This window comes from Dietzia sp. Alg238-R159 (genome assembly GCF_900537145.1).
Taxonomy (GTDB): Bacteria; Actinomycetota; Actinomycetes; order Mycobacteriales; family Mycobacteriaceae; genus Dietzia; species Dietzia kunjamensis.
Genome location: NZ_UNRI01000006.1, coordinates 35,168 through 48,611, shown reverse-complemented (window position 1 = coordinate 48,611; position 13,444 = coordinate 35,168). Strand labels below are relative to the sequence as shown.

Here is a 13,444-nt window from a genome sequence, read left to right as displayed (position 1 = left end):
GCCTGGTGCGGCAGCCCGTCGGGAGGCGCCGCTCGTGATCCCTGAGTGTACGTACCGGCCCCGCGTGGATTCGACTATCTCCTCAGACGCCCCACGAGTCCGCGGAGAACGGGGGTGATCGAGTCGAGTTCCGGCAACCGGGACCGCGACAGGATCAGACCGGTCACCGCGAGGGTGATGACGGCGGCGACACCGGCACGCAGGACGAACCCGATGCTTCCGACGGCGTCGGTGAGGGCGTCCATCGGCAGGATCGTGTCCACCGCGAGTGCGACCAGGGCGCCGACGATCGACGCGCCGAGGGTCCACGAGGCCGACCGGAGGGTCTCGCGACCACGCAGGGACCCCAGTTTCGACCGCAGCAGGACGAACCCGGCGACCGCGCCGACGACCCAGCCGATGCCGTTGGCCAGGGCCAGGCCGATCACCACGTGGGACCGCTGGTCGGCGACCACGGGGACGAGGAGCGACAGGATCACGCGGACGACCGTGATCGCGAGGATCATCGCCGTCGGCGTCCAGTAGTCCTCGCGGGCGTAGAACACCCGCTGCTGCAGCAGGACCACGGCGTAGGGCACCAGCGTGAACGCGCCGAAGGTCAGGGTCAGGCCGAGCACCTGGGCGCTCTCGGCGTCGAAGTTCCCGTAGCGGAACAGGCCGGTGGCGATCGTCGGGCCGAACGCGGTCATGAACGCGATGATCGGCAGCAGCCCGAACAGGGACAGCCGCGTCCCCAGCGAGATGTCCCGCACCACCGCGTCGTTGCGGCCGGCCACCCCGTTGTCCGCCAGGCGGGGGTTGATGGCGGTGAGCAGGGTGACGCCGATGATCCCGTACGGGACCTGCAACAGCAGCCAGTAGGTCTGGTAGATAGCGATGGCGGCCTCGTCCGCAGCCGACCCGATGCGGTTGGTCATGACCAGACCGACCTGCGAGATCAGGACGTAGGTCACACCGGCGACGGCGTGCCCGCCGAACTGCGTGATGCGGGGGTCCAGACCCCACTGGGGGCGCAGGTCCACGCCCGCGCGACGCAGGGCCGGCACCAATACCGCCGCCTGCAGCACCACGCCCAGGGTGGTGCCCAGGCCCAACAACAGGATGGGCGCGCTGAGCAGGTTGACCGGCGCGGCCGGGTCGATGCCGCTGCCGACCACCGCGAACAGCACCAGTGTCGCGATGGCCACCAGGTTGTTCCACACCGGCGCCCACGCCCCGGGACGGAAGACACCGTTGTAGTTGAGGATCGCGAGCATCACCGAGAACACGCCGTAGAAGAAGATCTGCGGCAGCAGCAGGAACGCGAACGCGGTGGCCAGGTTCGTGTTGACCTCGCCGTCGCCCAGGTTGAGCTCGGTGAGCAGCGGCGCGCACGCCACCGCCACGACGGTCGCCCCCAGTGCCAGGACCGAGGTCACGGTGAGCAGGCGACGGATGAAGGACACGCCCCCGTCCTCGTCCTCCTGCGCGGCCTTGGCCAGCAGCGGCATGAACATCGCGGTGAGCACCGAACCCAGGACGAGCTCGGTGATCATGTTGGGCAGCGTGTTGGCGGTGTTGAAGGCCGACGCCACGGCGGGGCCGAGCACGGTGAGGATGAGGATCATCCGGACGAACCCGGTGATGCGGCTCGCGAGGTTGGCCACGGCCATCGATCCCGTCGAGCGCATCACCGACGCGTCGGAGGAGTCGCGGTTCCGTGCCCCGGTCCCCCCGCCGGGCGTCGCCGGCCGCGCTGCGGACCGCTCCGGGGTCGGGGCGATCGGCCGCGCGATCGACGGCGCGGGCGCGGCGTCCGGGATGAACGAGTCGGCGACCGGCGGCGGGGAGGCCGGGCCCGGCAGCACGCAACTGCCCGGCTCACGGCGTCGGCCGCGGAGTCCGGGATCCGGTCTGCGCAGTTCGGGTCCGGGGGACCCCTGCTCGTCGTTCACGGTCGGTGCCCTTCGTCCGCGGGGTCGAGGATGCCCCGACGGTAGCGCAGGTACCGCCGGCCCCCGAGGACGAGGGCGAGGGCGGCCGCGGCCAACGCGAACGCCTGGGCGACCGGGTAGCCACCGGTCTGGACGGACAGCTCCACCGGCTCCGACAGCGGGCGCCCGTCGGGACCCTCGAGGACGAACGCCACGGTGTGGCGTACGCCGCCCTCGGCATCGGACTGGGTGGGCACCTGCAGGGTCCGCGAGCCCGAGGCCGGGATCTGGACGACCCCCACCGGCTCCACCGTGATGTCGTCCGGCGCGGTGACGGTGACGCCGACCCGCACCGGGAAGGGCAACGCGTTCCGGGTCACCAGCAGCAGTGGGCTGTTGGGGCTGGCCATGGTGAACACGCTGCCGGGCGGCAGCAGGTCCACCCTGCCGAGCGAGCGGGAGACCGTCTGCTCGAGGCGGTCGAGACGCTCGGCGGTGGCGGCGCGGGCGTCCGCCCCGGTACCGGACCCGGGCGACGTGCCGTCTCCCCCCGCCCGCCGGCCGGTCTCCGACAGGGCCCGGAGGGCCTCGGTCACCATCGGGTCGAGGTGGCCCTCGGCGTCCGCCGAGGTGGGATCGGCGGCGTCGACCAGTGACCGCAGCGTGCCGATCCCCCGCAGGGCGTCGGAGACGCGACGGTCCACCCCGGCCAGGTCCACGGCCCCCGGGTCGACGGCGCCCGTGGGGTCGTCCGCCAGGGACCCGTCCGGGACGGTGACCGGTCCGGCCAGGCGCTCGGTGAGCGGCACCGCGCGCATCCTCCCCGCCGCCAGTTGGGCGCCGAGGGTCTCCAGCAGCGAGCCGGCGGCCTCGCCGTCGACGCTCCACACCTGCGGCGGCACGGCCAGGACCCCCTGATCGTCGGACGGGCCCGAGGGCCCGGTGTCGGCAGCGGGACCGGTGCCCGCGGAAGGCCCGGCGCCGGCCGCGAGCGGGGCGATGGGGGCGGGCCCGGCGTCGATGGCGTCCACGACCGGCGCGAGGAGCGCGGCCCTCGCGTTCTGGAGTCGGGCCGCCGCGGAGTCGGCGGTCAGCCAGTACCGGGTGTCGGGGTCGGAATAGCGCGGGTTCTCCGGCGCGGACCCGGTCGCGGCGAGGGCCGCCCCGATCGGCGCCGAATACGTCAGTGCGCGTCCGCCGTCGGTGCCGGCCAACCCCACCATCCCGGGGGGCGGGACGATACCGGTGTCGGTCCGCGTCGACGGGGCCGCAACCACGGCGGTGGCGCCGGGCTCCCCCAGTGCCTCGGCGGTGCCGGGCAGCAGGGTCCCGGACGCGGGGACCAACACGTCGGGGATCGGGGACACCCCGAGGATCCGCTCCACGGAATCGTCGCTGTCCAGCGCGGCCCGGGTGAGCTCGGTGGACCCCACCGCGCCGACCGCCTCGAGGCCGGCCTGGGCGGCCGGCAGCGTCACCACGCAGGTGCCCTCGGCCAGCGCCCGCAGCTCGTCCAGCCAGCGTTCGGCGTCGGCTTCCACCGCCCCGGGATCGGCGGGGGCGGACCGCTCCGGGTCCTCCCGGCCGCCGCGGTTCCGCCCGGAGGAACCCCCGTCGTCGCCGCCGGTGCCGTTCCCGATGAGCACGGCGCGGCCGTCGGCGATCTCGGACACGGTCCCCAGCAGCTCCGGGTCCACGCCCAGGCACACCGCCTGTCGCAGGTCCTGCCCGCCGGGTCCGTCGAACGCGTCGTCGGCCGCCCGGACCAGCCCGGTGAGCCGACCGCCCTCGGACAGCTCGCGCAGGAGCGAGTCGTCGGTCAACGCGACCACCGGGTCCGGGCCTTCCGCTCCGGGCACCGTCGCGATCCGCGTGGGTGCCGCCGCCAGCGGCCACATCATGGTCAGCGGGACCGGCGCCGGGCCCCGCCCGTCCGCCGGCCCGGGTGCGACCACCTCGTCGTCGTCGTCGACCCCCGGTAGCGCCGCCGGTCGCGGCGCCTCGAGCACGGGCAACTGGGTGCGGGCGTCGTCGAGTCGCGCGGGCGACCCGCCCTCCGGGGTGCCGTTGACGTTGACGAGGAGCGGATAGATGCCGGGTTCGGTCAGCTGCAGGTCGGGGGCCGGGTCGCCGGGGATCTCCCGGGCCGGCATGGACACGCGGTACGGCACGGACTGCCCCGGCGCCACGGTCTCGGCCACCCGCAGGAACTCGCCGCGGACCGCGAACGACGGCTCGGACCACACCAGCGGTTCGCGCACCGCCTCCGCGTCGGCGGCGCGGGGCCCGCGCTGGAGCCGGACGTCGACCGACTCGAGGGGGATGTCGCCGACGTTGGTGATGGTGCCGGACACCGTGACGACCGGGACCCCGGACTCGGTGCCGACCGCGACCCGGCCCCCGCCACCCGCCCCGCCCGGCCCACCCGCCCCGTCGAGGACGGTCGGGGAGATCTCGTCGATGGTGATCCGGGCCAGTGTCGGCGCCGGATTGGGGATGTACCCGGCCGCCGCGGCCTCCGCGGGGGTGATGGCCCCGGCCGGCTGGACACCCCACAGCGGGCCGAGGGCCAGCGCCGCACACAGTGCCGTCGGGACGACCGCCCGGACTGCGCGCCCAACCGGCCGCCCGGTCACGGCCCGGACTCCTCCGGCGCGTGGTCGCGAGGGGTGACGCCGTGCGCCCCGGTGCGGCGGACCGGCTCGGGGCCGTCCGCCCGGCGGGACGGGTCCACCATCTGCGCGTCGGCGGGCGGGGGATTGTCGCCGGCCAGTTCGGCGCGCGCGAAGTCCGGGAGCAGGGTGCGGGCGGACTCGACCAGTCGCCGCTCGTCCGGGTACGCGAGGCGCCGGGGCAGGTCGTCGAACGCGAACCAGGCGACCTCGGTGATCTCCGGGTCCTCGTCGCACAACTCGCCGTGGTCGTAGCGGACGAGGTGGTGGTGGACGGTCTTGTGGATGCGCCGGCCCTCGGCGACGAACCAGTAGTCGATGGTGCCGAGCGGAGCCAGGACGGTGCCGTCGACACCGGTCTCCTCGAGTACCTCGCGCCGGGCCGTCTCCGCGACGGTCTCCCCCGGCTCGATGTGCCCCTTCGGCATGGACCACAGCATGCGGCCTCGGCGGTCCAGCCGACCGATGAGGGCGACCTCCAGCCGGGACAGGTCGGGCTCGGGCCCCTCCCCCGCCTGCGCGAGGTTCCGGACCACCAGGCCGCCGGCCGAGGTCTCCAGCACCGTCTTGAGGCGCTGGCCACCGCGGGGATGCCGCGCGCCCCCGCGACCGCCGCGGGCGTTCTTGGCGCCGGCCTTGCCGCCCTGGTGGGTGCCGGGCTTGGTGGTCTTGGCCGCGGCCTTGGACCCGCCCTTGCCACCGGCCTTGGAGCCGGTCTTGGACCCGGTGCCGCCGCCGGCCTTCGCGGGCGCGGACGTGCGGGTGGTGTTGGTGGAGCTCGCCTGGCCACCGCCGCCCGACTTGGACCGGCCGGGCTGACGCGGGTGACGGGGGGCCTGGCGGGAGGTGGCGCCGGCGGTGCCGTCGCCGGTCTTCACCGTGTGGGTGGCGTCGGGGCTCGACGGCTGGTTCTGGTTCTCGGGTGCGCGGCCCTGTCCCCGGCCGCCCCGCCGACCGCGTCCGCCGCGGCGGCGACGCCGCCCCTGCCGGGACTGACCGTCGCCGGAGGGACCGGAGGACCCGGTGGGCCCGGACTGGCCCCCCTGGCCGGACTTCTGACCTGGCTTCTGGCCGCCGCCCCCGGTGTCCCGGGGCGTCGACTTCTGCTTGTCGCCCTGCGCGCCGCGCTGGCCGTCGGACCCCTTCGCGGCAGCGCTGTCCCGCTTCTGACCTGCGGCGTCGCGTCCCGCGGCGCCGGGTCCGGCGGGCCGACGCGCACGACGACGCCGCGGCGCGTTGGCGCGCGGTTCGGCGGGACGATCGGCTTCGGACACCCATCGATGCTACCGGCCGGGGGTGAGTGGACCGGAATCCACGGCGCGCCGCGGCCCGGCCGCGTGCGGGTCAGGCCCCGAGCGCCGGACCGACGACCCGCCAGGAATCCCGCAACTCGCGGGTGAACAGGGCGAAGGTGTGGGCGCCGCTCGGGTAGCGGTCATAGGTGAAGGGCACGCCGCCGTCCCGCAGCGCGCGGGCCATGTGGCGGGTGCCCAGGTCGGCGGCGAGCTCCGTCGGCGCCCCGATGGCGAAGGTCGCCGACCCGATCTCCGGCGAGTCGTGCGGGCCGGGGTTGCCGGGGGCGGACGCGAGGTAAAGGGCGGTGCCGCGGAGGCGCTCGACATGGTGGGAGGGGTCGTGTGCGAGCCAGGCCGGGTCGTCCGGCGGGCCGAACGCGTTGTGGACGTTGCCGCCGCCGCGCGCGACCATGGCGGTCATGGCGGCGCGACCGAACAGAGTGGAGACCTCGGGGAATCCGGACAGGGACGCGGCGGCGGCGTAGTGGTGTCGGCTCCGCGCGGCGAGGGTCAGCGCCGGGCCGCCGGACATGGACACGCCGATCACGCCGCGGGTGCCGTTCAGGGCGTGGGCGCCGGCGAGCGCGGCGGGTAGTTCGGAGTCGAGGAAGGTGTGCCAGCGGTTGACGCCGAGGACGGGGTCCTCGCGCTGCCAGTCGGTGTAGAGGCTGAACCGGCCGCCCTCCGGGCTGGCGACCAGGACGTGTTTGTCGGCGAAGAAGTCCTCGTAGTCGGTGTGATAGGCCCAGCCGACGTGGTCTTCTCCCCCGCCCACGCCGTTGAGCAGGAGCAACAGCGGTGCCGGCGACGGGCTCGCGGGGAGGAGGAGGAACGTGGGGACGGCCTTGGCCATGGACGGGGACCACACGTCGGCGAGCACCTTGCGGCCCTCGACCGGTTGGACGCGCAGGATCTGTGGCCGCGAGGTGTCGGCCGGGGGCGGCGCGGTGGGGCGGGGCGAGGTGGTGAATCCGAGGGCCGTGGAGGTGTCGACGCCGCCGGCGGACTGCGCGCCTGCGAGCGGGTGGACCGCGCCGGTCAGCGCCACCGCGGCCGTGAGCGCGACGGCCGTCGGTGCGATGCGCCGACGGGTGGGTGACGGGCGTGGGTATATACGACGACGACGAGACACACCCGTCACTCTAGATCGCTTCTGTATCACGGGACAGAATGTCGGTCTCGTGGCGGCCGGGGACGGTCCCGCGGCGGCGGGCGCGGCTAGAGTCCGCGGTATGAGCTCTGGCCCGTCCACCCACGCCCTGGTCCTGCGACACCGGGCCAAGCCGGGCCGTCGCGACCAGTTGATCGAGGTGTGGCGCCGGCACATGCCCGAGGCCGTCCAGGCCAACGACGGGCACCGGGCCTATGTGCTGTGCGCGTCCCACGTGGATCCGGACGTGATGGTGGTGTTCCAGCACTACCGGGACGCCGCGGCCGCCCAGGAGTTCCTCGGTAACCCCGCCTACCTGCGATACCTGGAGGAGTCGAGCCCGCTGCTGAGCGGCCCGCCCGAGGTGGAGGCCGTGGACCCGCTGTGGTCGAAGGTCGTCGCGGCGGGTGGGTGAGGCGGCGCGCCGGGCATTCCGGCAGCGCATCCGGCCCGGATGCGCTGCCTTGTCGACTTGCGCGCCCCGAATGGTCCATTCCCGCAGCATGACCCGGTGATCGGCGTACATTCCGGCAGCAGAGGTCGGCGAGGCGGTGTACCCGGGACTGCGTGTGCCGGCGGTGCCCCCGCCCGGCCGCCGGCGCGGCCCTGCCCACTCGTGGACCCGGCTCACACCGGGCCCATCCGGCCCACGGGGCTGATCCCGCCCGGCCCCGAGCGCGCGGGTCAGGGATTGTCGGGCCCACTCGGTAAAGTCGGGCCCGTGACAGCCCGCAGACCGACCCCCGACCGCAGTGCCGCCGACAGCAGCGCCGCCGCCGATCGATCCGCCTCCGATCGACACGACGCCGCGGTGTTCTCGGCGTTGCAGGACGGACCGGGTTCCCGGCCCGACCCGGCGGAGGTCGAGGCGCGCCGGGTCCGGTTGCTCGCGGGCGCCCAGACCACGATGAACGACCTGGCCGACGTGCTGGCCCCACTCGCGACGGCGTTCGGTGACGCCGGGCACGAGCTCTACCTGGTGGGTGGCAGTGTCCGCGACGCCGTGCTCGGCCGACTGGGCACCGACCTGGACTTCACCACGGACGCCCGGCCCGAGACGGTGCGGGCCATCCTCGACGACTACGCGGACGCGGTGTGGGACACCGGGATCGAGTTCGGCACGCTCTCGGCCGTCAAGCGGGACGGTGGCGGGATCGAGCAGCAGATCGAGATCACCACGTTCCGTGCCGACTCCTATGACGGGGTGACCCGGAACCCCGAGGTCGTCTTCGGTGACACCCTCGACGGTGACCTGATCCGGCGCGACTTCACGGTCAACGCCATGGCGGTGCGTCTGCACCCGGACGGGCGCCAGGAGTTCGTCGACCCCCTGAACGGGATGGACGCCCTGCTCGCCGGCGTCCTGGACACCCCGGCCGCACCGGAGCAGTCGTTCTCCGACGACCCGCTGCGCATGCTGCGGGCCTGCCGGTTCGTCTCCCAGCTGGGGTTCACCCTCGCGCCGCGGGTGTTCCGTGCGATGGCGGAGATGACCGGGGAGATCGACCGCATCACCGTCGAACGGGTGCGGACCGAACTCGACAAGACCATTCTCGGCGACTACCCGATCGACGGCATCAACATGCTGTGCGAGGCCGGGTTGGCGGACCGGGTGTTGCCGGAGGTGCCCGGCATGAAGCTCGAGCGCGACGAGCACATGCAGCACAAGGACGTGTACTGGCACTCGCTCACGGTGCTCAAGCAGGCCATCGACCTCGAACCCGAGGGGCCCGACCTGGTGCTCCGCTGGGCGGCGTTGCTGCACGACGTGGGCAAGCCCGCCACGCGGGCGCCCAAGCCCGGCGGCGGCGTGACCTTCCACCACCACGAGGTGGTCGGCGCGAAGATGGTGCGCAAGCGCATGCGTGCGCTCAAGTACTCCAAACAGATGATCGAGGACGTCTCCGGCCTGGTGTTCCTCCACCTGCGCTTCCACGGGTACGGCGAGGGTCAGTGGACGGACTCCGCGGTGCGCCGCTACGTCTCCGACGCCGGACACCTGCTCCCGCGCCTGCACCGGCTGGTCCGGGCGGACTGCACGACCCGCAACAAGCGGCGGGCGGCCAAGCTGCAGGCCAACTACGACTCGCTGGAACGGCGGATCGCCGAGATCGAGGAGAAGGAGGACCTCGCCCGGGTCCGCCCCGACCTCGACGGCAACGAGATCATGACGCTGCTCGACCTCAAGCCGGGGCCCGATGTCGGTCGCGCGTGGGCGTATCTCAAGGAACTGCGCCTCGACCGCGGCCCGCTCGACCGGGATGAGGCCGAGGCCGCGCTCCTGAGCTGGTGGGCGGGACAGAACGAACCGCAGCAGAACGGCGGGTCCGGGGGCTCCGCCGAGCAGAACGGCGACCCGGCATGATCGGCGGAGCGGTCGACCGCTACCTCGGTTCGGCCGCTGCGCGGGTCGTCGTCGTCGTCCTCGCCGTCGTCGGCACGCTGCTGCACACCGTCGGAATCCCGGGGCTGCAGCAGACCCCGCCGTACCGCATCGACCTCGACGTCTACCGCGTCGGCGGGCAGGTGTTCCGCGACGGTGGCGACCTCTACGGCGAGCTGCCCCAGCTCGCCCAGGGCGCCCACCTGCCGTTCACCTATCCCCCGCTGTCGGCGCAGCTCTTCTCGCTGCTCACGCTGGTGCCGTTGGCGGTCGCGTCCGCGCTGATCACCCTGGCGACCATCGCGGTCCTGGCCTACGTCGTGCAGCTGGTGCTCACGCGCACGTGCGAACGCCCGCAGCGGGAGTTGTGGTGGCTCACCGCCGCCGTGGTGGCGGTGGCACTGTGGTTCGGCCCGGTGCGCGAGACGATCGGGTTCGGGCAGGTCAACGTCTTCCTCATGGCGCTGGTGCTGGTCGACGTGATCCGCGGCCGCGGCCGCTGGTGGGGAGGCACCCTCACCGGGTTGGCGATGGCCATCAAGCTCACCCCGGCGGTGTTCCTGCTGTACTTCGTGCTGCGGCGCGACTGGCGTGGGCTGGCCACGGCGGTCGTCTCGGCGCTGGCGTTCACCGGGATCGGGCACCTGCTCACCCCGGACGACTCCGTCCGCTACTGGACCTTCGCCATCCGTGACCCGGCCCGGATCGGTGGTCTGGCGTTCACGTCCAACCAGTCGGTGAACGGGTTCGTGCACCGACTGGGCTTCGAGGACACCACCGCGTCGGTCGCGTGGTTCGTGGTGTCCGCGGCGATCGGCCTGGGGATCGCGTGGGTGGCGTGGCGGTTGCTGCGGTCCGGCCACGAGGTGGCCGCCGCGGTCGCGGTGGGTCACGTGGCCCTGTTCTGCTCGCCCGTGTCATGGGGACACCACTGGGTGTGGGCGGTGCCCGCGGTCGTGCTCACCCTGGTGTGGGCCGACCGCGCGGGACGAGACGGCGACGACGACGAGCGCGGCTGGCTCGCCCTGGCCGGCAGCGGCGTGGTGATCTTTCTGGGCACGCCGCAGTGGTGGGTGCCGCACAGCGAGGGCCGCGAGCTCGGCTGGGGCCCGCTGGAGCACCTCGTCGGCAACGCCTACCTGATCTGGGCGGCGGTCTTCCTCGTCGTCGTGGGTGTGCGGGCTTCCCGCCTCGGCCGCCCCGACCTGGGCGGCGATCCCGAACAACCCGCGCTGCTCGTCAGGGCCACCGCGAGCAGCTGAGCGCCCGCCGTCAAGGCGGAATGGGGATCTGTGGAATGCGGTTCATCGCTCCACAGATCGCGGATCGGGGCTGGTCCGATCAGGGCTCCCGGGACACGATTCTGGCCATGGACTACTTCTTCGGAGACGGCGTCGGGGACCCGACGCAGTGGCAGGGCGAGCCCGACCTCACCCTCGGAACCGGTGCCGCGGACGCGCTGTGGCTGGACTTCGACGGCGACGGATACGCCGACGACGCCCTGTGGGACTCGGACCTCGACGGCGCCGCCGACCGCGTGGTGACCGACGTGGGTACCGGCGCCCAGGCCGCCTACGCCGATGACGGCGGACGCGGAGTGTGGAACGTCTACGCCGGGGGAGCCGGCGCGCTCGCCGCGGGGTCCGTGGGCGGCGGGTCTGTCGGGGGCGGGTCTGTGGGCGGTGGCTCGGTGGGTGGTGGATCAGTTGCCGCCGGTTCGGCGGGCGGTGGGTCCGTCGGGGCGGGGTCGGTGGGGGGCGGCTCGCTCGGCATGGGGGCCGTCGGGGCCGGCTCCCTGGCGTCCGGATCGGTGCTGGCAGGAGCCGAGGGTGCGGGCGCGCTGACGGGCGGTTCGCTGGCCGCGGGGGCGGACGGGCTGGCCGCCGGGTCGGAGGCGATGGGCGGGCTGCCGGACTGGGGCGCCCTGCTGTCGGATGCCATCGGCGCGATCCACCACGGGTCGGCCGCTGCAGCGGATTCGGCCAGGTGGTCCACTCCCCCGGTCACGGAACCCGATCCGGTGCCGCCGCCCCCGCCGGTCGTGCACACCCCGGCCCCGGAACCCGCGCCGGTGCAGGGCGGGACCGTTCCCGAACCCGCGGAACCGGTCGTCGAGGACGACGGCTCCATCACCGTCGACACGGGCAGCGGGATGCTGTCCGTGGCGGACATGAACGGCGACGGGCGGCTCGACGCCGCGCTGCCCTTCGAGCCGCCTCACCTGGAGCTCCCGCACATCGACGCGGGCTCGGCTGCCGGATCGCTCGACGTGGGGGTCATCGACGCCGGCGCGCTCGGCGGTGGCTCGGTTGGTGGTGGCTCGGCCGGTGGGGACGCCGGAGCTGTCGGTTCCGCCGCGGCGGGCTCGGCTGCGGCGGGTTCCGCTGCCGCCGGGTCGATGGGCGCGGGTTCGGTCGGGGCGGGTTCGGTCGGCGCAGGTTCGGTCGGTGGCGGCTCGGTGGGTGCAGGCTCGGTGGGTGGCGGTTCGGTCGCCGCGGGCTCTGTGGGCGGTGGTTCTGTGGGCGGAGGGTCAGTCGGTGGTGGCTCGGTCGGTGGTGGCTCGGTCGGTGGCGGTTCGATCGCCGCGGGTTCGCTCGGGCTCGGCTCCTGACCGCCTGCGCGCGGCGACGAACGCCGCGATCACCGCGGCGGCGGCGTACAGCGCGGCCGGGACCAGCATCAACGACACCGACCGTCCGTCGGCGGGCACCAACGGCACGACCGCGACCATCCCCACCACGAACGCCGAGTTGAACAGCGCGTCCTGCAGTGCGAAGACCCCGCCGCGGCGGGCGTCGGGGACGTCGGTCTGCATGGCGTTGTCCGCGACGAGCTTGACCACCTGGGCGCCCAGACCGATCGCCACCGCGCCCACGACCAGCGCCGTCGGCTCGAGGGTCGGGCCGACCGCGAGCTGCGCGACCCCCGACAGCACCGCGCCCGATGCCACGACGACGATCCGCCGCCGACGGGCGATGGCCCAGGGGGTGACGACGGCGGCCAGGCCCATGCCTGCGGCCACCGCCGCCGACATCAGTCCGAATCCACCCATCCCGGCCACGACAGGGCCGCCCACGCCGCCGGACTCGGCGTCGCGCAGTAGCAGGATCGCCAGCATCGTGGTGATCCCGAACGCCGCCCGGCCGAGCGTCACGCCGGTCAGCGACACCCACACGAGGGCCGTGGACCGGGCGGCCCGGACGCCCTCGGCCAATCCACCGGCGAACAGGGACAGCGCATCGAGTGCCACGCCCCGGCCGGGATCAGCGCTGAGCTCGTCGTCGTCGGGTCCCAGGTGCCGGCGCGGCAGCGCCAGGATCGCCCACACCCCCACCAGCGCGGCGACCACGGACGGCACGAGGGTCCACGACACCGCGGCGTCCCCGGCGCCGAGGACGGCCAGGACGGCGAACGCCGCGACCGCGCCGACGGCCGTGATGATCGACCCCACGGTGACCAGAACCGAGTTGGCGGCGGCGAGGATCCGATCGGGCACCACCTTTGGCATGGCCGCGGTCATGCCGGTGTTGATGAGGCGGCCGAGACCGATGGCCACGAGCGAGAGCGCGAACAACATCGCCAGGCCCGCCCCCGTGTGCACGGCGCCGGCGGCGACCAGCGCGATGGTCGCGACAATGGCCACCGTCCTGACCAGCGCCGCGACCGCGACGACGACCCGACGATCCCACCGGTCGAGCGCGGCGGCGGCGAAGGGGCCGACGACCGAGTACGGCAGCAGCATGACGGCGAACCCGCCGACGATGGCGGCGGGCGTCGTCGCGGACTCGGGGCTGAACAACACGATCCCGCCCAGCGCGGCCTGGTGGATCCCCTCACTGAGCAGGGCGGCCAGGCGCGCCGTGGACAACCGGCCGAGGCCGTCCGACTCCCGCAGCGCGGCCGCCAGTCGTCCGCGCGGGGGGCCGACCGGATCGGCGGACAGTGAGGTCACGCGAATCACCGTAGCGCTCGCCGCACGAGCGGTGACCACCGCGGCGGGACCCGATCGAGGGGACGCGCGTGTGGGTCGT

Annotated in this window: 9 protein-coding genes; 4 read left to right on the top strand and 5 right to left on the bottom strand. The window is 74.0% G+C overall.

What is annotated here, in order from left to right; all coding sequences use genetic code 11:
* Nucleotides 1–74 precede the first annotated feature (74 nt).
* The 4 genes from G6R20_RS13755 to G6R20_RS13740 form a co-directional block, all read right to left on the bottom strand.
* Nucleotides 75–1,934: a murein biosynthesis integral membrane protein MurJ gene (locus G6R20_RS13755; protein WP_163376702.1), complete on the bottom strand. Its 1,860-nt coding sequence runs from the start codon at nt 1,932–1,934 to the stop codon at nt 75–77.
* The gene (locus G6R20_RS13750; RefSeq protein ID WP_163376701.1) at nt 1,931–4,549 is read right to left on the bottom strand and encodes a hypothetical protein; all 2,619 of its coding nucleotides are present in this window, start codon (nt 4,547–4,549) and stop codon (nt 1,931–1,933) included. The genes G6R20_RS13755 and G6R20_RS13750 overlap by 4 nt, the downstream gene beginning before the upstream one ends.
* Entirely contained in the window at nt 4,546–5,859 is a 1,314-nt protein-coding gene (locus tag G6R20_RS18810) for an NUDIX hydrolase (RefSeq protein ID WP_240341472.1), read from the bottom strand. Before G6R20_RS18810 ends, G6R20_RS13750 begins: the two co-directional genes overlap by 4 nt.
* 70 nt (nt 5,860–5,929) lie before the next feature.
* The gene (locus G6R20_RS13740; protein WP_163376700.1) at nt 5,930–7,012 is read right to left on the bottom strand and encodes an alpha/beta hydrolase family protein; all 1,083 of its coding nucleotides are present in this window, start codon (nt 7,010–7,012) and stop codon (nt 5,930–5,932) included.
* Between the two features lie 100 nt (nt 7,013–7,112).
* On the opposite strand from G6R20_RS13740, the gene G6R20_RS13735 reads away from it, so the two are divergent.
* The 4 genes from G6R20_RS13735 (at nt 7,113) to G6R20_RS13720 (ending at nt 12,024) form a co-directional block, all read left to right on the top strand.
* Nucleotides 7,113–7,445, top strand: a complete 333-nt coding sequence (locus G6R20_RS13735; RefSeq protein ID WP_067720170.1) for an antibiotic biosynthesis monooxygenase — start codon at nt 7,113–7,115, stop codon at nt 7,443–7,445.
* 408 nt (nt 7,446–7,853) lie between these two features.
* Nucleotides 7,854–9,395, top strand: a complete 1,542-nt coding sequence (locus G6R20_RS13730; protein WP_227022314.1) for a CCA tRNA nucleotidyltransferase — start codon at nt 7,854–7,856, stop codon at nt 9,393–9,395.
* Nucleotides 9,392–10,675, top strand: coding sequence for a glycosyltransferase 87 family protein (locus G6R20_RS13725; RefSeq protein WP_163376699.1), 1,284 nt, complete (start codon nt 9,392–9,394; stop codon nt 10,673–10,675). The genes G6R20_RS13730 and G6R20_RS13725 overlap by 4 nt, the downstream gene beginning before the upstream one ends.
* 35 nt (nt 10,676–10,710) lie before the next feature.
* Nucleotides 10,711–12,024, top strand: coding sequence for a hypothetical protein (locus G6R20_RS13720; RefSeq protein ID WP_163376698.1), 1,314 nt, complete (start codon nt 10,711–10,713; stop codon nt 12,022–12,024).
* On the opposite strand, the gene G6R20_RS13715 is transcribed toward G6R20_RS13720, so the two are convergent.
* Nucleotides 11,944–13,365: an MFS transporter gene (locus tag G6R20_RS13715; protein ID WP_163376697.1), complete on the bottom strand. Its 1,422-nt coding sequence runs from the start codon at nt 13,363–13,365 to the stop codon at nt 11,944–11,946. The genes G6R20_RS13720 and G6R20_RS13715 overlap by 81 nt on opposite strands.
* Between the last annotated feature and the right edge of the window lie 79 nt (nt 13,366–13,444).

What these genes read in the sequence shown, in the direction of transcription:
- G6R20_RS13735 (WP_067720170.1), top strand. Translation starts at nt 7,113, where the DNA reads ATGAGCTCTGGCCCGTCCACCCACGCCCTGGTCCTGCGACACCGGGCC.
- G6R20_RS13725 (WP_163376699.1), top strand. Translation starts at nt 9,392, where the DNA reads ATGATCGGCGGAGCGGTCGACCGCTACCTCGGTTCGGCCGCTGCGCGG.
- G6R20_RS13720 (WP_163376698.1), top strand. Translation starts at nt 10,711, where the DNA reads ATGCGGTTCATCGCTCCACAGATCGCGGATCGGGGCTGGTCCGATCAG.